At 39.7% G+C, this 21,296-nt stretch carries 16 protein-coding genes; 9 read left to right on the top strand and 7 right to left on the bottom strand.

Annotated features, from left to right (window positions below; all coding sequences use genetic code 11):
• Positions 1–5: 5 nt before the first annotated feature.
• The 5 genes from ACFG4S_RS29565 to ACFG4S_RS29585 form a co-directional block, all read right to left on the bottom strand.
• Positions 6–1,124, bottom strand: coding sequence for a response regulator (locus ACFG4S_RS29565; RefSeq protein ID WP_392532453.1), 1,119 nt, complete (start codon positions 1,122–1,124; stop codon positions 6–8).
• Between the two features lie 1,330 nt (positions 1,125–2,454).
• Positions 2,455–2,946, bottom strand: a complete 492-nt coding sequence (locus tag ACFG4S_RS29570) for a hypothetical protein (protein ID WP_392532454.1) — start codon at positions 2,944–2,946, stop codon at positions 2,455–2,457.
• Positions 2,947–3,332: 386 nt separating this feature from the next.
• A complete protein-coding gene (locus ACFG4S_RS29575) occupies positions 3,333–4,718 on the bottom strand; it encodes a nitrate/sulfonate/bicarbonate ABC transporter ATP-binding protein (protein ID WP_392532455.1) in 1,386 nt (461 codons plus the stop codon).
• 25 nt (positions 4,719–4,743) lie between these two features.
• Positions 4,744–6,477 carry an ABC transporter permease gene (locus ACFG4S_RS29580; protein WP_392532456.1) on the bottom strand — a complete coding sequence of 578 codons (1,734 nt, stop codon included), beginning with the start codon at positions 6,475–6,477 and terminating at the stop codon, positions 4,744–4,746.
• Between the two features lie 131 nt (positions 6,478–6,608).
• On the bottom strand, positions 6,609–6,740 hold the full coding sequence (locus ACFG4S_RS29585; protein WP_392532457.1) for an Hsp70 family protein: 132 nt from the start codon (positions 6,738–6,740) through the stop codon (positions 6,609–6,611).
• 200 nt (positions 6,741–6,940) lie between these two features.
• Here ACFG4S_RS29585 and ACFG4S_RS29590 point away from each other — a divergent pair, with 200 nt between their 5' ends.
• Positions 6,941–7,567 (top strand): Uma2 family endonuclease, encoded by a 627-nt coding sequence (locus tag ACFG4S_RS29590; RefSeq protein ID WP_392532458.1) that lies wholly within the window; start codon positions 6,941–6,943, stop codon positions 7,565–7,567.
• A 159-nt stretch (positions 7,568–7,726) separates the two neighbouring features.
• On the opposite strand, the gene ACFG4S_RS29595 is transcribed toward ACFG4S_RS29590, so the two are convergent.
• Both ACFG4S_RS29595 and ACFG4S_RS29600 read right to left on the bottom strand, forming a co-directional pair.
• Positions 7,727–8,089, bottom strand: a complete 363-nt coding sequence (locus ACFG4S_RS29595; RefSeq protein WP_392532459.1) for a response regulator transcription factor — start codon at positions 8,087–8,089, stop codon at positions 7,727–7,729.
• 43 nt (positions 8,090–8,132) lie between these two features.
• Positions 8,133–9,536 carry a response regulator gene (locus ACFG4S_RS29600; protein WP_392532460.1) on the bottom strand — a complete coding sequence of 468 codons (1,404 nt, stop codon included), beginning with the start codon at positions 9,534–9,536 and terminating at the stop codon, positions 8,133–8,135.
• A gap of 836 nt (positions 9,537–10,372) precedes the next feature.
• Here ACFG4S_RS29600 and ACFG4S_RS29605 point away from each other — a divergent pair.
• The 8 genes from ACFG4S_RS29605 (at position 10,373) to ACFG4S_RS29640 (ending at position 21,282) form a co-directional block, all read left to right on the top strand.
• Positions 10,373–11,047 (top strand): VWA domain-containing protein, encoded by a 675-nt coding sequence (locus ACFG4S_RS29605; RefSeq protein ID WP_392532461.1) that lies wholly within the window; start codon positions 10,373–10,375, stop codon positions 11,045–11,047.
• A 50-nt stretch (positions 11,048–11,097) separates the two neighbouring features.
• Entirely contained in the window at positions 11,098–11,880 is a 783-nt protein-coding gene (locus ACFG4S_RS29610; protein ID WP_392532462.1) for a PP2C family serine/threonine-protein phosphatase, read from the top strand.
• 55 nt (positions 11,881–11,935) lie between these two features.
• A complete protein-coding gene (locus ACFG4S_RS29615; protein WP_392532463.1) occupies positions 11,936–14,104 on the top strand; it encodes a tetratricopeptide repeat protein in 2,169 nt (722 codons plus the stop codon).
• A 963-nt stretch (positions 14,105–15,067) separates the two neighbouring features.
• Positions 15,068–15,841 (top strand): glucose-1-phosphate cytidylyltransferase, encoded by a 774-nt coding sequence (gene rfbF, locus ACFG4S_RS29620; protein WP_392532464.1) that lies wholly within the window; start codon positions 15,068–15,070, stop codon positions 15,839–15,841.
• A gap of 83 nt (positions 15,842–15,924) precedes the next feature.
• Positions 15,925–17,148, top strand: coding sequence for an L-2-hydroxyglutarate oxidase (gene lhgO / locus ACFG4S_RS29625; protein WP_392532465.1), 1,224 nt, complete (start codon positions 15,925–15,927; stop codon positions 17,146–17,148).
• 566 nt (positions 17,149–17,714) lie between these two features.
• On the top strand, positions 17,715–18,743 hold the full coding sequence (locus ACFG4S_RS29630; RefSeq protein ID WP_392532466.1) for an NAD-dependent epimerase/dehydratase family protein: 1,029 nt from the start codon (positions 17,715–17,717) through the stop codon (positions 18,741–18,743).
• A 94-nt stretch (positions 18,744–18,837) separates the two neighbouring features.
• On the top strand, positions 18,838–20,121 hold the full coding sequence (locus ACFG4S_RS29635) for a methyltransferase domain-containing protein (protein ID WP_392532467.1): 1,284 nt from the start codon (positions 18,838–18,840) through the stop codon (positions 20,119–20,121).
• Positions 20,122–20,274: 153 nt separating this feature from the next.
• Positions 20,275–21,282, top strand: coding sequence for a glycosyltransferase family 2 protein (locus ACFG4S_RS29640; RefSeq protein WP_392532468.1), 1,008 nt, complete (start codon positions 20,275–20,277; stop codon positions 21,280–21,282).
• The last annotated feature ends 14 nt before the right edge of the window (positions 21,283–21,296 follow it).

Consider the following 21,296-nt stretch of genomic DNA (forward strand, 5'->3'; position numbering starts at 1 on the left):
ATTAATTATTTTATATGTTTAAATATTACTTTTAGTAGATCTCCTTGTGTAAAAGGCTTGCTTAAATAACCTGAAGCCCTAACTATCTTAGCTTTAGCTCTATCTAGAAATCCTGATTTTTCTGACACCATAATCACAGGTGTATTTTTAAAGTGTGAGTGTTTACGCAACAAAGAGCATAGTTCATATCCATCTAAATTAGGCATGGAAATATCCAACAAAATTATATCAGGTTTTGTCCGGATAATGTGCATTAAAGCTTTGAAAGAATCAGTAACTCCAACAACAGAAAAGGTTTGCTCATCTAAATAACTTTTAATCGTATTCAATACTGTAGGACTATTATCAATACAGAAGATTGTGTAGATTTTTTTGTTAGTAGGGGGTTGTATGATTTGCTGACCGCTATTATTAGTAGTATTAATAATATATGTTGGTGAGTTATTACCGTTGTATGGTCTAGGCAACTTTTGTCCAGTTTTGGCTTTAGGTTGTAGCTCATTTATTTGAAACAGTTGTGACGGGTCTGATTTATAAGTTGGCGATGTTTGCCGATAAATCATTTCTCTACGAGAGGCTTCTTTTTCAGAGAGGCTAAAGGTTCGGGGTGTTTGACATCGTTCAACTAGTAAACGGAGATTTAGATGACAAAACTTTGGCATGTCATCCAAAAAGCTTTCAGGGATAAATTCATAACTTCCCTCTTGTAAGTTCAGAAATGACTCTAGAACTTCTAGCGCCAATTGCTCTATTAGTATTGCTGCTTGAGAGGAGCTGATATATTTTTGATTGACTAACCAGCAAATAGCTAGATAATCTGGGTTCGGTATTGCTTGATTCTCAATACCAGTTTCAAATATTGCGCGCAGCTGTTCTTTAATTCCATCAGGGAGAGTAGAAATTTGCTGACTCAAGCGTTGCAAATTTCTATAAAGCGGCTCAAACATTTTCTCGGAGTAGCACGCATAAATTAGTTTCCCCTCGTCTACATATATTGACCAAGAACCTGAGGTACTAAATACTTGTAAACAACCAGTAACCGACTTGCTAGTGATTTTTTTTAATAGAGATAGGGGCTGGAGCTTTTGGAAAAACCTGTATCTACTAATGGGAAGTGTCTTCATTGGAATGGCTCTAGAATAAAATTAATATTTGTTTGCAAGCAAAATTAATGAATTACCTTTTCGGAATTCATGGCGACAATTAATTAGAAGCACTGTTCAGATAAATATAGCGGTCACATTTAAGTTAGTACAGAGATTTCACACCCCCAACACCTAATTAACCAATTTCTGGTAAGCTATAATGCACAAATACAACTAAATAAATCCATTTAGATGCTATTGTCCAATAGCAAAATGACCTGACTATCGTCAGGAAATAGTATTTCAAAAATTAGATTCATTTTCTGTATCTTTCGTTAATCTAGCCAATCTAACAGTAACTCAAGTGCGACGCATAGACCATTGGCTCTCGCCCATCAGTCGTAAAAGTATCACTAATATCCGTATTTAATATGCTAAAATTGCAAGCACTAACCGATGAAGTAAAATCGGTAAAAGGTTGCTAGTAGATACTTTTAGCACAAGTTTTTTCCTAACAGAAACTGCATTCAGGAAAAGTATCCTTTAAAACTAAGCATTGAATAACTTCAATATCTTACTTAGATTTGCCATTGTAGAATTTACCTGTGTAGGGATTTAGCAAAGGTATGAGTTGCAAAACAAGAATGGTAACTTCCGACTAAATCGACGCCATGATGATGTGTAGTGAGATGCACAGGCGACTGACTCAGCACTAGGGAATCTCGTCATAAGTCCTGAAAAATGGTTCTAATCTTGTCTGGGGATAAATAGTCACCGTAGACAATGTTGCGTAATAAACTCAAGAACTTACAGCAAAATTCTTGAATTGTGGTACATACCTGAAAAATAACAATTTTTAGGTCGATGGTAGATCGCAAGTAACGTACTCACTAAAATTCAGGTTACTATAATTTTCAAAGAAAGTTAGCAGAAATATATAAACTTCATGATAAATCAGTAAAGTAAATATGAAAATTAATTAATAGCATATTGCAGACTATTGTTATAAATGTTTATTTATTCAGATGTCCGGAAAGAGTGAAAATATTCAGTAAAAGTTAGTTTGTACGCTTACAGTAAAAGTAAAAATTTACATATAAAACTAGCTTTATGACTGAGTAATAGACATAGTTTATGTAGTTCAGCAACTTGAAATATCTTGTATTTAATTCCACTTAGAAAGAACTGAATGATTAAAAGTAGAAGGTTTTAAAAATCACAAATATAAATAGAAAATCCTACACTTAGGTATAGCTCGTGGTGGACATCACATTTATGAATATTTACCAAAAAGACGCAAAGAATATCTTTGCGTCTTGGGTGTGAGATTTAAAAGTGGACATTCTCGCCGTTATACTTGACTATCTAATTAAAATTGTTCCCGCCAGCACCAGCTTAAAAGTGTACCGCCTACCACCAACTTAACTAATTCCAGTAGCCAATAACCACCGTGCAGTAAATTCATTGTCGAAGGAATAGCAGCAGCAGCTTCAAATAAGTTGAGTTGAACTCCGATAGCGCACATTTGCGGAGTTAAAAAATAGGTGTCAAGCACAGCTATAGTTAGCAGCAGCACAGATAAAACAATACTGCCAATACGCCAATGATATTGGGTTTTGCCTAAAGCTAGTGCCCCAGTCAATACTACAGCCGCAGATAATAATTCCATGCGATTAAAGTTCCAAAAAATCGCATACCCTGCTGTCGTAAAACCAGCTTGGCTCATCATACCAGAAACATAAAGACTAGGCATAATTACCCAGTCTAAAACTAGACTAGCACTGAGCCAAAAGCCCAAAGTCAATACGATCGCAGTTTGCCAAATTGGCCGTTTGAATTCAACGCTAGAAATAGCAGTCATAAAATAATTGCGTGTGTTGTATTTCTTAGTTTGTAACTTCACCAGCAGTTTGACAAGAAATATCAACTAACCTTTACAAAGCGATCGCTCTTAATAATTATGAACTCAATGCCAATTTTTTTGAAACTTAGTTGAGAAATATTAAGTTTTTGTAAAAACTAATATCATGTCTGGTTGAAGACTTATCATTCTGCCTGATATGGGGATCTAGGAAGATTTTAATAATAAGTGATTAGCCAGACCTGATGCGCGTCTCAAGTATATAAAGACTTTTGATGCTCGTTGACTGTTGACGGTTAACAGTTAACAGTTAACAGTCATCATGCGTAACAGCTTATAACCCAATACAGTTTTGACAAAAAGTCTTAACTTAGTTTATTTACCCTTCAAACTTCGCTTGACAAACTACTACTTTCCGTTGCTGCTGTCTCTGGAAGATAGAGTCTATCTTCACTGGCATCATACTCAAACAATTCAGCATAACGCCCCCAATCTACAGCTGTGGCAAATTGTCGCTCCGCTTCTTCATGGGGATAGTATTCATCAAGTAAATCGATAAAGAAATCCGCTCGCATTGACCGATTTCGTTTTTCCCGCAACGTCTGCACCATGCTGACTACAACTGGTACATTTTCCAACACCTGTTGGCGAAACAGGTCTTTACTGCGGAGAATGGTTGTGGTTGCGAAATCTTGCCCAATTTCGGTCAGCTTGACATCTCCCTCTGCAACCTTAGCAAACCCCAGCATCACAGCTGCATCCAGGATCGGCAGGAGATCGTCTACAGCGAGGCGGATTCTTTCTGCCAAGCGGGGAATATCATCTTTGCCCTCTGGTTGATCCACAATTAACTCCAGCAGACCGCTAATGCCGCCGACTCGTGCATGGGGAAAGGGTTTTGCATAGGGTGATTGTTGGATTGCCCCAGGTGATGGCGATACTTGTATAGGTGATATGGATGCTGCAACTGCCCCGCTCACTTCAACTTCTGGGTTAGTCATCACCGTGTAGATATAATCTATCAGCGATTTGAAGCGGATACTGGTGCGATCGTGAGGCCGCGGCAAATCAATCACAACCTCACCGCGAATATGCCCCGGATTCGATCCCAAAATAATTACCCGATCTGCCAGGAATACCGCTTCTTCAATGTTATGGGTGACAATCAAAATGCTTTTGGAGGGAAAAGTACCAGCATTCCATAAATCATCAATTTCACCCCGCAGGTTCTCAGCCGTCAACACATCTAGGGCGCTGAATGGCTCATCCATAAATAGTACTTGTGGCTCCAGCACAAATGCCCTGGCAAAGCCAACCCGCTGCCTCATTCCCCCAGACAATTCTTTGGGATAGGCACTTTCAAAACCATCTAAGCCTACCAAGTCAATGGCTTTCAGCGCTCGTTGTCGTCGCTCATCCCGACCAACACCTTGGGCATCTAGACCTAACTCGACGTTTTCCTGTACTGTCAGCCACGGTAACAGTGCAAAGCTTTGAAATACCATTGTGACATCTGGGTTGGCACCTTGTAGGCGTTTATTATTGCTAATCACCCTGCCTTCACTTGGTGGAATTAGGCCTGCCATAATCCGCAGTAACGTACTTTTGCCACTGCCACTGCGCCCCAGCAACGCTAATACTTCGCCCGCATCTACCGTCAGATTAATGTTGCGGAGAACCTTAAACTCTCCTTTGCTCTCTGGTAGCGGAAAACTCTTATTGACCTGCTCGACAGCGATTAGGACATTATTAGTAACTTGTGTAGAAGTCATGCTTGCTCCTCTAGCGAGCGATGGTTTAGAGATGGTATTTGGTTTCCGCTAGCTCATACAGTCGCCGCCAAAAAACTCTGTTGAGCCCAACAACGAATAGACTCATCATGCCAATCCCTAAGGTAATCCGAGGCCAGTCACCTGCTCCTGTTGCGTGAGCAATATATGCTCCCAATCCGCTAGCAGTCAGGGTGGTTTGTCCCCAAGCGACAACCTCGGAGACAATGCTGGCGTTCCATGCGCCACCAGTGGCAGTGACACCACCTGTTACCCAGGCGGAGAAGATGCCGGGAATGATTAACTTGCGCCACAGCAACCAACCACGCAAACCGAGGCTGGTTGCCATCTCGCGCAAATCCGTTGGGACGCTCATTGCTCCAGCAATGGAGTTGAACAGGATGTACCACTGGGCACCGAGGGACATCAAGAAAATACTACCCCAATCAATGCTGATATGGGAACGGATAAAAAAGAGCGTAGCGAAGGGAAAGATAAAGTTTGCTGGAAAAGAAGCCAGGAATTGCACCACGGGCTGCAACAAACTGGCCAGTCGCGGATTAAACCCAATGGCTACTCCAATAGGTGTCCAAACCAGAGTTGAAAATACCAGCAATACCAGTACACGTAACAGAGTGAGTAATCCTAGCCCAAAGGTCTTGAAGACTTCACCCAGTCCTACTGTTGTGAAAATGAAGTGCAACCCGACAACCAACAGCCCACCAATCAAAGCTAGGAGGATTGAGTTGTAGACGCGATCTGCGATTTGTGACCCACCAGTTTCCAGAATTCGGGGAGTTCGAGGTGGTGTTAGCGATGAGAGAATGCGGTTGATAGTTTCAGCCAAAGGAGTTAGTGCCCGTCCCAACAAACGAGGAATTCGGGCTGCTTTGAGCAGATCGTAAACCCAGGATTCGGGCGCTTGTGCTGCTGCACTCTGTTCCAACCGGAACTTATCTGCCCAAGCGACTAACGGTCGCCAAAATAGTTGATTTACCAGAACAATTACTAGAGCGATCGCCAATAGCGCCCAACCCAAGGCAGGTAAATTCTTGGCTGCAACTGCGGCTGCAACATAGGAACCAATTCCTGGTAATGTGTATTGCTGATTCAGAACGCTAATAGCTTCACTCGCTGCGACAAAAAACCAGCCACCGCCAAAACTCATCATGGCATTCCAAAGCAGCCCAATCATGGCCGTCGGAAATTCCAGCTTGGTGAACCGCTGCCATCCCGACAACCGATAGAGCCTGACGGCCTCATCCAGTTCCGGTGGTAGTGTTCTCAGTGAGTGGTAAAAGGAAAAGGTCATGTTCCAGACCTGGCTGGTGAAAATCGCAAAAATCGATGCTGCTTCCAGTCCTAATAGGCTTCCAGGAAATAGGGCAATAAAACCTGTAACCGTAATGGACAAAAAGCCTAGTACTGGAACTGACTGCAAGATATCGAGTAACGGAATCAAAACCCGTTCGGCACGTCGGCTTTTGGCAGCAACGTAACCATACATTAAGGTGAACAGCGTTGAGTAAAACAGGGCAATAAACATTCGCAGGGTTGAGCGCCCAGCGTAATAGGGTAGATTACGCGGGTCAAGGCTGATACCTGGGACTACATCTGGTGGGACAAAGCTCACCAACGTTCCAGCACCGACACGTGCAATCAGCGCCAGCAGTACCAATGTGCCAAGAATGAGGGCAATATCAGCCAGACCAAAAGGGAAGCGTCGGAGTGCTTCAGGGGAAGGAAAAGTTTGCTTCAGCATTTAACGATAATTACTGGACTGATATACCTTTTTGAGCTAGGAGAATAATTTATTTTTTAAATTGATTTTCCTGCATTAATAAGGTAGGTTTTAAGCAGGATTTTACAAGATTTTGGGCGAATTCTGATTTCTTAAGGGCGATCGCCTGAGAAGTTACATAACCTCAGGTTGCCATCTTCTCCTGGTAATACCCGCACTTGTCCGTTTTCGACAATCGCCACTTCGGAATTTGTTGTGCCTAAGTCAATACCAAGTGCTTTCATAAAATTTAAAAGTTAAAAGTTAAAAGTTATTTGCCCCTGGTTTTAGTTTTCTAAAGCTTTGGTGTTTTGGCAAGCCTTACTCCATTTAGTCTGTACAATTTTCTCAGACATTTTCAAGCTTATCTGGTTGCATAGGTAAATATTGTTTCAGTCTCCTAGATTAGAGATAATATTTCCAAAGGATTAATTCTCTATCATCTATGACTAAAGCCATACCCAAGCTAGTAACCTTTGAGAAATTTGTCGATCGCCTACGTGAAAATTCAGGTCTACGCTACGAACTACATAATGGGGAAATCGTGGAAATGGCACAACCAGTAGGGGAACACGAAGAAGTTAAAGGTTTTTTAGGTATTGAAATTCCTTTTGAAATCAAACGTTTAGGACTACCCTACATTGTCCCTAACCAAGTTATAGTTAGACCTCTGGAAAAAGATTCGGGTTACTTTCCAGATGTGTTGGTACTAAATCGGGCAAATCTGGCAAATGAACCGTTGTGGAAAAAACAATCTACTCTGAGTTTGGGTGCATCAATACCTCTATTAATTGAGGTTGTATCAACCAACTGGCGGGACGATTACCACTTGAAATATGCTGACTATGAAGAGATGGGTATCCTCGAATACTGGATTGTCGATTATGCCGCCTTGGGTGGACGTAATTTTATTGGCAACCCCAAACAACCGACAATCTCTGTCTGTAACTTGGTTGATGGGGAATATCAAATCAGTAAATTTCGAGATAGCGATCGTCTCATCTCCCAAACTTTTCCCGAATTGAATCTCACCCCAAACCAGATTTTTGAAGCTGGTTTAGTTAGTTCGTAGTTCCTAGTTCGTAATTTTCCACTGTCTTAACTTCTCCAAGTCTCTAGTACAGCACCGCGGAAATAAACCACCCATTCCAAATCAACGAAACGCTTACGTAGTATTCATATCTCCTACACTCCTTTGCCCCTCTGCTTGCTTATCCTCCACTGCCCTACCTCACTCCACAAGAGACTTGAGAGCATGTAATAATTGTTGTCTGGTAAAAGGCTTAGTTAAATAAACGTCTGCACCTTGTCGCATCCCCCAAATCCTGTCTATGGGCTGATTTTTAGAACTACAAATAATAATTGGAACTTTTTTAGTTGCTGGATTTCTTTTGAGTTGGCGACAAAATTCAAAACCGCTAACTTCTGGCATTACCACATCAGTAATTATTGCATCAGGCTGGTGATTGATTGCTTTGGTCATACCATCTTTGGCATCATAAGCTTTAATTACTGTGTGTCCACTATCTCTTAAAAAAAAATTGATTAACTCCAACTGAGAAGGAGTATCTTCCACAACTAAAACTGTAGCCATATTAATTTATTCCTACTAAAAAGAAGTTAGTCTATTGATTTATTTAAGTTAAATGGCTGAAAATAATTTTCAGTAATTCGGCACGAGTAAACGGTTTGGTTAGATATCCAGATGCCCCTACCAATCTGGCTTTTACTTTGTCTATAATTCCTTTATTCCCAGTGACAAAGATAATGGGAGTTCGCTTAAATATCGAGTTATTTCGTATAATTTTACACAATTCATAACCATCAATTCCAAGCATATTTAGATCCAGTAAAATTAAGTCTGGTTTGTGCCTGATAATAGACAAAACGGCTTTTACTGGATCGTTGATAGTAACTACAGAAAAATTCTCATTTTCTAAAAAATGGCTAATTTCTTTAAGAATCGTGGGACTATCATCTACAGAAACTATTTTGTGGACTTTTGGGGCACTGATAGTAGCAGCCGTTACTCTTTGTGCAGGAGAATTTATGTTATTTGATATTGTTGGTTCTTGAAATTTTTCTTTTGCAGGAGTAGAAATCTGTGGTAATCGCTCAACAGAAGCTATATTTTCTTCATGAAGATTTGGAAAAGTATTGATAGTAGTATTTACTTCTTGTTTAGTATTAACTAATTCTGTAATTAATTTTGGGAAAAGCGTAGGCGTAGACCGTCGTAGACATCCTTCTTCCAATATCTTTGGTAATCTATCAAATGGTGGATCTGGTTCATGTAAAATAATTTCCCCATTAACGATGTAAGGGTATAATTGACGAGCTAGTTGAATTTCATCTTGATTCAAAATCGCAGCTAAATGACAAAGACTAAAACCTTTCATCCAGTTAGTTATCTGGTGGAGATTTGGTAAATCTTTTTCCGGAAATTTGCTGTCAGCCAACATATGTGGGCGTTGATATGGAGAGGAAATTTGTGGAACAAAAGACTGCCAATTCTCTAATCTTGCTTGGCAGCGTTCTAAAAGTTTTTCTACATCTAACCTGCAAATTTTTGGCATTTTATACAGTGCTTCTGTTAATTCATAAGTACCTTCTTTGATTAGTAGAAATGATTCAATTACCTCTTTAACTAATTCTTGAATCAAAACAGCTGCTTGTGTAGAATGTAAATGTTCTTGACTAACAAGCCAGTATATTGCTTGATATTCAGGAGGCTGGCTTGTCGATTCACTGTTATGCCCGATTAACTGACTGTGTGAGTCAAGTTCAAATATGAGGCGAAGTTGTACGCGAACCTCATTGGTAAGTAGTGGAATTTGGTGGCTAAGGCGACGCAAATGACGTTCTAATCGATCAAAAGGTTCTACTGAATGGGTAGCGTAGGTTATTTTGCCCTGTTCTAAGTAAATCGACCAAGCAACTGAGTTACTCAATGCTTGCAAACAAGTACTGTCAGAACAATTAGATAACTGTCTTAACAAACTTATTGGACGTAGTTTTGTAAATACACCTGAATTATTCATATTTTTCAACTTTTTTTGCGGAATTAGCAACCGAACATTTGTAAATTAAAAATATCAGCTATGAAGTATTTTCTTCTTTGTAAGATTTCTCTATGCACAAATTATTTCTTTTAAATATGTAATGTATATTAAAATTTATAATTTTTGTAACTCTATATAGGAATAGGATTCGTATTTGATTTGGGAAAAAACTCAGTACACATATCTTATCTTCTTTCCTCCAACCCCTGCTATGCAAGTAATTCCAGTCATTCAAACGAATTACAGTAGTTGTATTTTATACTTTTGGTTTGATTGAATAATTAAGTAGCTAGACATAAATAAATGTAACTATATTATCAGTAGATGTTGCTTAGTTTTAACTTTACTCACAATTGATAAATTTTTACCCAAGTCTTTCATAATTACGTTGATTTATGCCCATTCATTTCTGAAGGAAGTTGATTGAAAGTTCTCACAGTTACAGTGCTAAATCTAATGCTTTTAATTATGGTTAATTATTTTTCTATAAAGAAACGATTCTCCTACATAAAATCTTTAAAAACTTATCTAGGAAAGTTTACGTATTTATTGTACTCTAGGTTTGATAGATATAAGTTTTTGGTAGATTTACTACAACAGGTAATGCTGAGTTTTGATAAACTCTTTTTTGCTAAACTAGACCCCACTCAATCTCTCGTTAAATATGTAAAGAATTTGGTGAAAATAATTTGTTTAATGACAATTAGAGGATCTACCACTAGATACTATATCTGTAGTCCCCTAAGTGACTGAAACTATATACTTTTGCAAAAAAGGGAAATAAAACTTTGGACTTTAACATAACACAAAAAGTTATGCATGACACATTAAGACTTGATGAAGTTGTAGAATTTGCTGAGAACCCGGAACCACGTTGTCCGTGTGTACTGTTACTAGATACATCTGGCTCAATGCAAGGAGATCCGATTGAGGCTTTAAATCAGGGTTTATTAAGCTTAAAGGATGAATTAGTCAAAAATTCTTTGGCAGCGAGACGGGTAGAAGTGGCGATCGTCACGTTTGATACTAATATCAATGTAGTACAAGATTTTGTGACTGCGGATCAATTCAATCCGCCGATTTTGACAGCCCAAGGATTGACTACAATGGGTGCAGGAATTCATAAAGCTTTGGACATAATTCAAGAGCGGAAATCTCAGTATCGTGCCAATGGTATTGCTTACTATCGTCCTTGGGTATTTATGATTACCGATGGGGAACCGCAAGGTGAGTTAGATCAAGTGGTAGAACAAGCATCCCAGAGGCTACAAGGAGATGAAGCTAATAAGCGAGTAGCATTTTTTACAGTAGGTGTAGAAAATGCGAATATGACGCGGTTAAATCAAATAGCTGTGCGTACTCCCTTGAAACTCAAAGGGCTAAACTTTATTGAAATGTTTGTCTGGCTGTCAACTAGTATGTCAGCTGTTTCACATTCCCAGGTGGACGAACAGGTAGCACTACCGCCGATTGGTTGGGGGACTGTTTAATTAAAAATCGCAGCTTGATGTTTACACAGTCAGCTGTTGGAACAAAATCTATGAACATATCAAAACAGATTGCTCAATGGCGGATTGTGGCTGCGTCAGTATGTGGAACAAGTCACTTAAAAAACAAACAGTTATGTCAGGATGCCCATCATTGGCAGATGTTGTCAGATGACATTTTAGTAGCGGCCGCAGCAGATGGCGCTGGTTCTGCAAGTCAAGGAAAAGTGGGAGCGATGATTGCTGTGGAGACAGCAATTGAAAACCTTTCGACTAAAGGACTCACACGAAGTACTTTGACTAATGATGCTCATGTGCGATCGCTTTTAAATGATGCCATGCTAGCCGCCAAAAAAGCTATTGAGAACGAGGCTGTTGCTTGTGAAAAACAACCTCACGACTTAGCAACTACCTTAATTATCACCATCGCCACACCAGAAGTTGTGGCTGTAGCACAAATAGGTGATGGTTTAGCAGTGGCAAAAGATCGTACAGGCAATCTTCTGGCACTCACCATGCCTGACAGCGGCGAATACATCAACGAAACCACTTTTTTGACCTCGCCTACGGCCTTAGACACAGCTCAGATGAGATTGTGGCGTACAGACATAGTAAATGTTGGTATAATTACTGACGGGTTACAAATGCTGGCTTTAAATATGGTTGTTGGCGAACCGCACAAACCATTCTTTTTCCCGCTGTTTGAATTTGTAGCCAATGCCGAGGATAAGACGGCAGCAAAGGAGCAGTTGGTAAAATTTTTACGCTCAGAGCGCATTACTCAACGCACTGATGATGATTTGACGCTGATTATAGCTGCATTCAACAACTCATAAGCATTAACTTTAAAAGTTTGAGATTTTAAATAACTCCCGTTAGCGGTAATTGACTATGCAGGTACTACGTTGTTCTCCTAAAAAAGAAATCCTCAGTCTGAGTCTGGCTTTGGGGCGTGGCGGTGAAGCTTGTGTTTATGCAGTGCCATCTGATGGCAACTTGGTAGCCAAGATTTACCACAAACCAACCACTGCCCATGCCGAGAAACTGCAAGCGATGCTTGCCAACCCACCGGAAAACCCCACGGCTAGTTTAGGGCATATCTCCATTGCTTGGCCAGAGGATTTATTGCAAGCAACAGATGGTAGCAAAGGCATCCTGGGCTTTTTAATGCCACGGATTCAGGGAATGCGTCCAATCATCGACTTTTATAATCCCAGAACCCGACGCCAACACTGCCCCTTATTTAACTATCAGTACCTGCTCCGCACGGCTCGTAACCTGGCGGCAGCAATTGCTGCTTTGCACGCTAGCGGATATTGCATTGGGGATGTGAATGAGTCAAACATCCTTGTCAGTGACACAGCATTGGTGACCTTGATAGATACTGACTCTTTCCAGGTCACGAACCCAACCACTAACGTTGTTTATCGCTGCCCAGTCGGTAAACCAGAGTTTACTCCACCAGAACTACAAAATAAAACATTTGCCCAACACGATCGCGAAATTTCTCACGATTTATTTGGGTTAGCGGTGCTGTTATTTCAACTGTTAATGGAAGGGACGCATCCATTTTCAGGAATTTTTCAAGGCGCCATTGAGCCACCACCTTACGAAGCACGCATTGCATCCGGTCATTTCACTTACAGCCAACAGCGACGCGTACCGTACCTACCTACACCCATCGCACCTCCTTGGGAAATTCTTCATCCCAGCTTACAAGAATTATTTGTCCGTTGTTTTGAAGACGGTCACAACAACCCATTGCTACGCCCCAGCGCCCAAACTTGGCTCTCAGCCATCGCCGAAGCCGAAGATTCCCTGATTACCTGCACAACTAATCCCCAACATCGCTACAACAACCACATGCGTAGTTGTCCGTGGTGTGAACGTAGCGTGCGATTAGGTGGACGCGACCCCTTTCCATCACATCGAGCCATCGAAGCCAGAGAACATTTACAACCGCGAATCAAACCCAGAAAGCGCTACAATCAAACACCACGTTTGCCACAAGGAGTCATGTCATCGCACCTAGCGAATTATTGGCAACCAATGACACCAACCGGTGGAACTTACAGACCGAAAAAGTCAAAATTGTCCCCAGTTGTTTTTTGCTTGTTGGGTTTTAGTTTATTGGGATTGGGATATGCAGACTTAATGATTAAATTTACTGAGCCGTTAGTTTCCCACAATGCTTACACTCAGCAATCATTGAAATCTGGCCAGGGAACTAATAAACTCAGCTTCGCTGATTACTATCAGCAGGGTCATCTTGCTTACAAATTGCGAGACTATGAAAAAGCAATTGCCAATTTTAGCCAGGCGATCGAACAAGAACCTAAACATGCTAGAGCAATTGTAAATCGTGGTAATGCTCGTTACAACATGAAAGACTACGAAGGAGCAGTTGCAGATTACAGCCAAGCCCTGAAAATCAAGCCCGATGAAATCAAAGCTCTAGTAAATCGGGGAAATGCCCGCTATATGCTTGCCGAATATAGCAACGATCCTGATACAGAATATAATCTAGCGATCGCCGATTATAATCGTGCTATTGGTCTTGATAGTCATGAAGTGGAAGCTTATATCAGACGCGGAATTGTCCGCGGTCAAATGGCAAAATATAGCGGTGAATCTCAACAAGCTTACAAAAGAGCGATCGCGGATTTTACTCAGGCAATCAAGCTGAATCTATCCAAAGCAGAAGCTTACTTTCAACGCGGTGTTGTTTATTATCAAATTGCCCAATATAGCAGTAATTATGAGCAAGAATATAGTCAGGCGATCGCTGACTTTAATCAAGCATTAATCATCAGCCCCAAATTAGCGAAAGTCTATCTCAAACGAGGTATGGTTCGTTATGAACTAGCACAATATGGTGGTAGTCAATCTAACCAAAATCAAACAAAGGCGATCCAAGATTTACAGACAGCAGCTAAAATATTTCTTGAGCAAGATGATATGGATAATTATCAGCAAGCACTCAGTAATATGTGTGTAGTTGTCGAAAACAAATGCGATCCTTTATTCCAAAACCCAACTAGTTTGGAAAAAGTCAATTAAAAATAAGAAAGTTTTGTTACTTTCATATTTATTGGTTTTGATTTAATAAATCAAGCCTAATTAGGGTTAGCACAAGCTAACCCTAATTATTTTTTATCCGGGTAATTAGTTATGATTCCCATAGTAAGGGACTTTCAGAAAATAAATTATCCGATTTTCATAGTGGCAGATTCTTTCTCCTCTGCCTCCTCTGCATACACAACGATGGAATATTTTTTTAGTTGGAAATCCCTAAGTGTACCCCTCGCGTTGCGAAGGAGCTACTTAATACAGTTCGGTTAGGGCTTTTTGATGAAAATTCTAAATCACAAAGACGCGATAAATCGCCGTCTATTGGCTTAACCGAACCGTATTGAGAGGCTACTCTCTTCCTTCGCGTACTTCTCTTCTCTAGGAGACGCTGGCTGGCGCGTAGGTTGCTTTGCTGTAACGGTATGCGGTTCGTTAAAAAAATAACTTTGACAAAAAGTTTTAACCTTAACTGAACCGTCTTGGGCTTTAGTCATCGCTTCAAAACTTAGGATGTCTACTTCATCAAGTTGAAATTTACTGTATATGTCAATACGATTCACTTAAGGAAAATCGTATTGTTTTATATGTGACATTTTTGTTCAATTGAGTAATCCATTAAAAAAGAATCAAGGCATTATTTGTCAGAATTTAGAAGGATTTATGTACCTAAAATTACGTGGATTTTTATACTTACATGATTTATTCTAACTGCTGTTACCGCAGCGGAGCATAGCCCATTTTGACTTCTGAATTCTGTTGTATAGATATTCATACAGCTTTTATATAGAAAAGATTTTATTTTATATCTTCTTCATAATTTTGCCGCAAATTATAGTTAGATTATTGACTGAGAAAAACAAATTAGAAATCAATTTTTCTCCATCCAAGTGCATCCTCTTCATCTCAGTAAAGTCAAATAATAATATCCCTACAAACCTCCGAGGTAATTGCATGAAAGCGGTAATTTTGGCTGGAGGGCTTGGTACACGCCTCAGTGAAGAAACTAGTATCAGACCCAAGCCGATGGTTGAGATTGGTGGTAAGCCAATTTTATGGCACATAATGAAGACTTACTCTGCCCACGGTATTAATGATTTCATTATTTGTTGTGGTTACAAAGGTTACATCATTAAAGAGTATTTTGCTAACTACTTTTTACACATGTCGGATGTTACTTTTGACATGCGATTTAACCAGATGAATGTCCATTCTGGGTATGCTGAACCTTGGCGTGTCACCTTAGTAAATACAGGTGACCATACAATGACAGGTGGACGTCTAAAACGAATCAGCGAACATGTTGGAAATGAGACTTTTTGCTTTACCTATGGTGATGGTGTCAGTGATATAAATATCACCGAGCTAGTTAAATTTCATAAAGAACAAAATACTTTAGCAACACTCACCGCCGTTCAACCCGCAGGACGTTTTGGTGCTATTTCTTTAGGATATGAGCAAACTAAAATCACCAGTTTCCGGGAAAAACCTGAAGGTGATGGCGCTTGGATTAATGGCGGTTATTTTGTTCTAGAACCAGAAGTGATAAACTTGATTGCTGATGACTCTACCGTCTGGGAGCAAGAGCCATTAGAAAAGCTAGCTGATATGGAACAGCTATCTGCTTTCAAACATCATGGTTTTTGGCAACCGATGGATACTTTACGCGATAAAAACTACCTCGAAGGGCTATGGAATAGCAATCAAGCTCCTTGGAGGGTATGGTAGGAGATGGGGAGAGAATTACACCCCACCACCCCAATGCCCAATGACAAAATAGATTTACTATAACTTGAAGTGCGATAATACTAATGTATGATTTTGCGATTATAGGTGGGGGAATAGTTGGACTCTCGACAGCATTGGCTTTAGGAAAACGCTATCCCAATGCACATATTTTAGTACTAGAAAAAGAGAGTCAATGGGCTTTTCACCAAACAGGCAATAATAGCGGAGTGATTCATTCTGGTATTTATTACAAGCCGGGGAGTTTCAAAGCTAAATTTTGTCGTGACGGTTCTCGCTCAATGGTGGAATTCTGTCAAGAGTATGGAATTGAACATGAAGTGTGTGGTAAAGTAATTGTCGCAACTGAAGAAAAAGAACTACCACGCTTAGAAAATCTCTACCAACGCGGCTTAGAAAATGGCATAGAAGTCCAGAGAATTAGCCCCGAAGAAGTCAAGGAAATTGAGCCTCACGTAAAATGTGTAGGTGGGGTGCGGGTATTCTCAACTGGTATTGTTAATTACAAGCAAGTTTGTTTGAAATATGCCCAGCTAATTCAACAGCAGGGGGGACATTTACACCTAAATACAAAAGTACTGAAAATCTCCCCAAGTGGTAAAAATCAAATACTGCAAACAAACAAAGGTAGCTTTGAAACCCGCTTTGTAATTAATTGTACTGGATTGCATAGCGATCGCACCGCCAAATTAGGTCAAGTTGAACCCCAAGCAAAAATAGTTCCATTCCGGGGAGAATACTACGAACTCACCCCAGAAAAACGCTATCTGGTCAAGACACTAATTTACCCAGTTCCTAACCCAGATTTTCCCTTCCTGGGCGTCCACTTTACCAAAATGATTGATGGTAGCGTTCATGCAGGGCCAAACGCGGTTCTGTCGCTCAAACGCGAAGGTTACAAAAAAACTGACTTTGACTTAGGCGATTTTCTGGAAGTTATCACCTATCCTGGTTTCTGGAAATTGGCAGCAAAACACGCCGATGAAGGTATCCAAGAAATTATTCGTTCCTTTAGCAAAGCAGCCTTCGTTAAAAGTTTGCAAAAACTCATTCCAGAAGTGCAAGCAGAAGACTTAGTTCCCACCCATGCAGGAGTCCGCGCTCAAGCTTTAATGAACGATGGCAAGCTTGTAGAAGACTTTTTGATTGTTTCCGGTCAAAACTCCATTCATGTTTGCAATGCTCCTTCTCCTGCTGCCACATCTTCTCTAGAAATCGGTAAAGCGCTGGCTATGCAAATTCCCCAACCTTCCCATCTAGTAGTTCGCGAAGGAAACTTGGCGGGGTAAAGGGTAAGGGGAAAAGGGAAAAGGTTTTAATTCCTTCCCCCAACCCCAGTCCCCTTTTCCCAGTCCAAACTTAGCAATTTTGGGTTGGCAGACTACTAGATAATGTAGTAACTGCATAGATAAGATAGTTATTACTTCCGGTGCAGCTGAATTAACGGATGAATCTTGTAGGGTGAGCATCTTGCTCGCCCGAAAATACAAAGGACGGGCAAAAGATGCCCATCCCACAAGAAAAAGCATCAATTCAGAACTGCTATAGAGTGCTGCTACCCAATAGGTAACCCAGCAAAAGGTTTTCGTAACTACGTAATGACTTTTAGCAAAGTCATATATAGTGCTTCTGGATTTAGTCCAATGACCTAACCCTAACCCCCTTCCCTACAAGGCAATGGGAGTAAGATTCCAAGCCTCCTCCTTCTTAGGAGAAAGGTTTGGAGACAGGTCAAGTATTGCATACAAACGAAAAATATAGCGGTTCCTTTTTGGATGCAACACCTCCTTTGGGCACACATCTGTGCGCCTAACGAAATCGAATTTAATTCATAAATACAAAGGCATTAACCACAATGAAAATATTAGTAACTGGCACAGAAGGCTATCTGGGTTCATTATTACCCTCTTTGTTAATCGAACGTGGACATGAAGTTATTGGTCTAGATACTGGTTTCTATAAAGTTGGTTGGTTGTACAATCCTGCTGGAGTCACACCCAAAACCCTTAATAAAGATATCCGCAACATCACACCTGATGATTTGGAAGGTATCCAAGCAATAGTTCACATGGCGGAACTTTCCAATGACCCAGCCGGACAATTAGCACCTAATATTACCTACGAAATCAACCATATAGGTTCAGTTCGTCTAGCTAATTTAGCTAAGACTATGGGTGTGCGTCGTTTTATATATATGTCTTCGTGCAGTGTCTACGGCGTTGCTACTGAAGGTGATGTGACAGAAAGATCCCCAGTTAATCCCCAAACAGCCTACGCAGAATGTAAAACTCTCGTAGAAAAAGATGTTGCACCATTAGCTGACGATGACTTCTCGCCTACCTTTATGCGGAATGCTACTGCCTTTGGTGCTTCTCCTCGGATGCGCTTTGATATTGTTTTAAACAACTTGGCAGGGTTAGCTTGGACTAGCAAACAAATCAAAATGACCAGTGATGGTACACCTTGGCGTCCATTAGTCCACGCATTGGATATTTGCAAAGCAATAGTTTGCGCTTTGGAAGCACCACGAGATGTCGTACATAACCAAATCTTCAATGTTGGAGATACAGCTAATAATTATCGCGTTAAAGAAATCGCTGAAATTATTGCTGATATTTTTCCAGATTGTAAGTTGTCCTTTGGTGAGAATGGTGGAGATAACCGCAGCTATCGGGTATCCTTCGAGAAAATCAACACAATCCTACCTGGATTTAAGTGTGATTGGAATGCCCAACTTGGTGCCCAGCAACTATTTGATTTATTCAATCAAATAGATATGGCTGAAGATACTTTCTTGTTTAGAGGATTTACTCGTTTAAAACAGCTAGAGTATCTGATTCGTACTGAGCAAATTGACAAAGATTTCTTCTGGAATAAAAAATAGCTAGAGTTGCCTAGCAGCGAACAAACAATCTAAGTTTCCGAATCAAATTTTATTGATTCGGACTTATTTCACCTAGCATTTTGTTCACTATTATATGAGACTTAAAATTATGGCGATCGCAAAATGTCGTTTCAGTGGTCAAACTTTAAACCAAACCTTTATTGATTTGGGAATGTCACCTTTAGCCAATGCTTATCTGAGAGCAGAACAGCTAAATAATGCCGAGAAATTTTATCCTCTTCATGCTTATATTTCTGAAGACACTCTTTTAGTTCAATTAGAACAATTTGAAACTCCAGATCATATTTTTAGTGACTACGCTTACTTTTCTTCTTACTCGGCAAGTTGGCTGAAACATGCTAAAGACTACACGGATATGATGACAGAAAAGTTTAACTTTAATCATCATAACCAAGTTATTGAAATCGCCAGTAATGACGGCTACTTACTACAATATTTTTTAGAGAAAGGAATCCCAGTCTTAGGAATAGAACCAGCCACAAATATAGCTAAGGTTGCTCAAGATAGAGGTATTCCTAGTATTAACAAGTTTTTCGGTGTTGAAACTGCTAAAGAACTGGTTATGCAAGGAAAACTAGCAGACCTTTTAATAGGTAATAATGTTTTAGCTCATGTACCAGATTTAAATGATTTCATCGCTGGTATGAAACTCATCCTCAAACCAAATGGAATCTTGACGATGGAGTTTCCTCACATTTTGCAACTCATTGAACAAAATCAGTTTGATACTATTTATCACGAGCATTTTTCCTACTTTTCATTCCTGACAATCGAAAAAATATTTGCAGCACATAACTTGCAACTTTTTGACGTAGAGGAATTAGCAACTCATGGCGGTTCGTTAAGAATTTATGTCAAGCATGACTACGCTGAAAATCCCAGCATTAGCGAAAGAATTAGGCATCTCAAAGAAAAAGAAATCGCTGCTGGACTACATTGCATAGAAACTTACATTACTTTTGCAGAAAAAGTCAAAGAAACAAAGCGCAAGCTATTAAGTTTTTTATTGACGGCTAAAGCAGAAGGTAAAACAATTGCCGGTTATGGCGCACCTGCTAAAGGCAACACATTACTCAATTACTGTGGGATTGGGAAGGATTTTCTTGATTACACAGTAGACTGCAATCCCTACAAGCAAGGCTTATTTTTACCTGGAACTCATATTCCTATATTTGAACCAGAGAAAATTAGTGAAACCAAGCCAGATTATGTACTAATTTTGCCTTGGAATCTCAAAGAAGAAATCATGGAACAAATGGCATTTATTGGCGAATGGGGTGGACAGTTTGTAGTCCCAATTCCTGAAGTCAAAATTTATCCATGTCCTGTTGCTGATAGGCTTTTAATAACTTTGTAATTACTAAATATAAGCAAAACGCCTATTGTTACTATTATTTAGTATTCATCATAAATAATATTTAAAAAGTAATCAAAAGGCGTATTCCTCATCTCAATCAAAACCTAGCCTATTTATTTAGATCCTCGATCAATTTAATTACTCTTTATTGCCATGTCTAAATTACTGACAATTGCCATTCCTACTTATAATCGGGCTGAATTACTAGACAAACAATTAGCATGGCTGGCTCAAGCTATTAAAGGTTTTGAAGATGACTGTGAAATTTTAGTTTCTGATAATTGTTCAACAGATAATACTCAAGAGGTGATCAAAAAATGGCAAGCAGTACTTAGCAGTATCACATTTAAATCGAATAAAAACTATAAAAATTTAGGCGTAGTCAAAAATATTATGTATTGCCTAAATTCTACAACCACAAAATATGTTTGGACAATTGGTGATGACGACCCAATTCAAGATAGAGCTATTGCTTATGTCATCAATAAAATCAAACAATATGAAGATTTATCATTATTGTTTCTTAACTTTTCCGGTCGTAACCAAATCACTGGCGAACCAGTTCATCCACCAACAATTGTTGGTAATCGGTGGTTTGATCTAGATAGCGAAAATGGTGATGGTGATGGTAAAGCCATATTTGAACATTGTTTCTCAAAAAGTGTCGGTGCAGTCATTTTTCTGACTGCTATAATCTACCGCACTGATTTAGTAAAACGCGCTTTACAAATATGGCAAGACGCTGAAAATAACTGGATATCTTTAGCATATTTAGCCGGCTTTTGTGCTGCTAATGGCCGTGTAATTGTGACTAAAGAAACTTATTTGGAATGTGTTGTTGGTGTGAGTTATTGGCAGAAAGAACCAAAATCTGCACTGTTAATGCAATACAAACACATACCAGAAGTTATTTTGAAACTCGAAGAGAATGGATATTCTAAGCAGTTTTGCAGACGAATGCTTTTGCAAAATGGCAAAGAAGTCAACTTCAAAGTTTTTTTGGGTGCTTTAAGAAGATGGCCTATGTCCGCCATCAAAATAGTAGTTCCATTTTTGGCTTTGGTAAGCTTGTCTGCTTTTGACGTGATGATTTCTAAAGAATTAAAATTAGCAGAATCAAGTGAAATATCTAGTCAAGAAGTACGGAGTTATAAGCCATAAACTACTAAATTCTG

The organism is Nostoc sp. C117, from assembly GCF_043099735.1.
In the GTDB taxonomy this organism is placed as follows: Bacteria; Cyanobacteriota; Cyanobacteriia; order Cyanobacteriales; family Nostocaceae; genus Nostoc.

What these genes read in the sequence shown, in the direction of transcription:
- ACFG4S_RS29635 (WP_392532467.1), top strand. Translation starts at nt 18,838, where the DNA reads ATGAGACTTAAAATTATGGCGATCGCAAAATGTCGTTTCAGTGGTCAA.
- ACFG4S_RS29630 (WP_392532466.1), top strand. Translation starts at nt 17,715, where the DNA reads ATGAAAATATTAGTAACTGGCACAGAAGGCTATCTGGGTTCATTATTA.
- ACFG4S_RS29590 (WP_392532458.1), top strand. Translation starts at nt 6,941, where the DNA reads ATGACTAAAGCCATACCCAAGCTAGTAACCTTTGAGAAATTTGTCGAT.
- ACFG4S_RS29605 (WP_392532461.1), top strand. Translation starts at nt 10,373, where the DNA reads ATGCATGACACATTAAGACTTGATGAAGTTGTAGAATTTGCTGAGAAC.
- ACFG4S_RS29640 (WP_392532468.1), top strand. Translation starts at nt 20,275, where the DNA reads ATGTCTAAATTACTGACAATTGCCATTCCTACTTATAATCGGGCTGAA.
- ACFG4S_RS29570 (WP_392532454.1), bottom strand. Translation starts at nt 2,946, where the DNA reads ATGACTGCTATTTCTAGCGTTGAATTCAAACGGCCAATTTGGCAAACT.
- ACFG4S_RS29615 (WP_392532463.1), top strand. Translation starts at nt 11,936, where the DNA reads ATGCAGGTACTACGTTGTTCTCCTAAAAAAGAAATCCTCAGTCTGAGT.
- ACFG4S_RS29565 (WP_392532453.1), bottom strand. Translation starts at nt 1,124, where the DNA reads ATGAAGACACTTCCCATTAGTAGATACAGGTTTTTCCAAAAGCTCCAG.
- lhgO (WP_392532465.1), top strand. Translation starts at nt 15,925, where the DNA reads ATGTATGATTTTGCGATTATAGGTGGGGGAATAGTTGGACTCTCGACA.
- ACFG4S_RS29610 (WP_392532462.1), top strand. Translation starts at nt 11,098, where the DNA reads ATGAACATATCAAAACAGATTGCTCAATGGCGGATTGTGGCTGCGTCA.
- ACFG4S_RS29585 (WP_392532457.1), bottom strand. Translation starts at nt 6,740, where the DNA reads ATGAAAGCACTTGGTATTGACTTAGGCACAACAAATTCCGAAGTGGCG.
- ACFG4S_RS29580 (WP_392532456.1), bottom strand. Translation starts at nt 6,477, where the DNA reads ATGCTGAAGCAAACTTTTCCTTCCCCTGAAGCACTCCGACGCTTCCCT.
- rfbF (WP_392532464.1), top strand. Translation starts at nt 15,068, where the DNA reads ATGAAAGCGGTAATTTTGGCTGGAGGGCTTGGTACACGCCTCAGTGAA.
- ACFG4S_RS29575 (WP_392532455.1), bottom strand. Translation starts at nt 4,718, where the DNA reads ATGACTTCTACACAAGTTACTAATAATGTCCTAATCGCTGTCGAGCAG.
- ACFG4S_RS29600 (WP_392532460.1), bottom strand. Translation starts at nt 9,536, where the DNA reads ATGAATAATTCAGGTGTATTTACAAAACTACGTCCAATAAGTTTGTTA.
- ACFG4S_RS29595 (WP_392532459.1), bottom strand. Translation starts at nt 8,089, where the DNA reads ATGGCTACAGTTTTAGTTGTGGAAGATACTCCTTCTCAGTTGGAGTTA.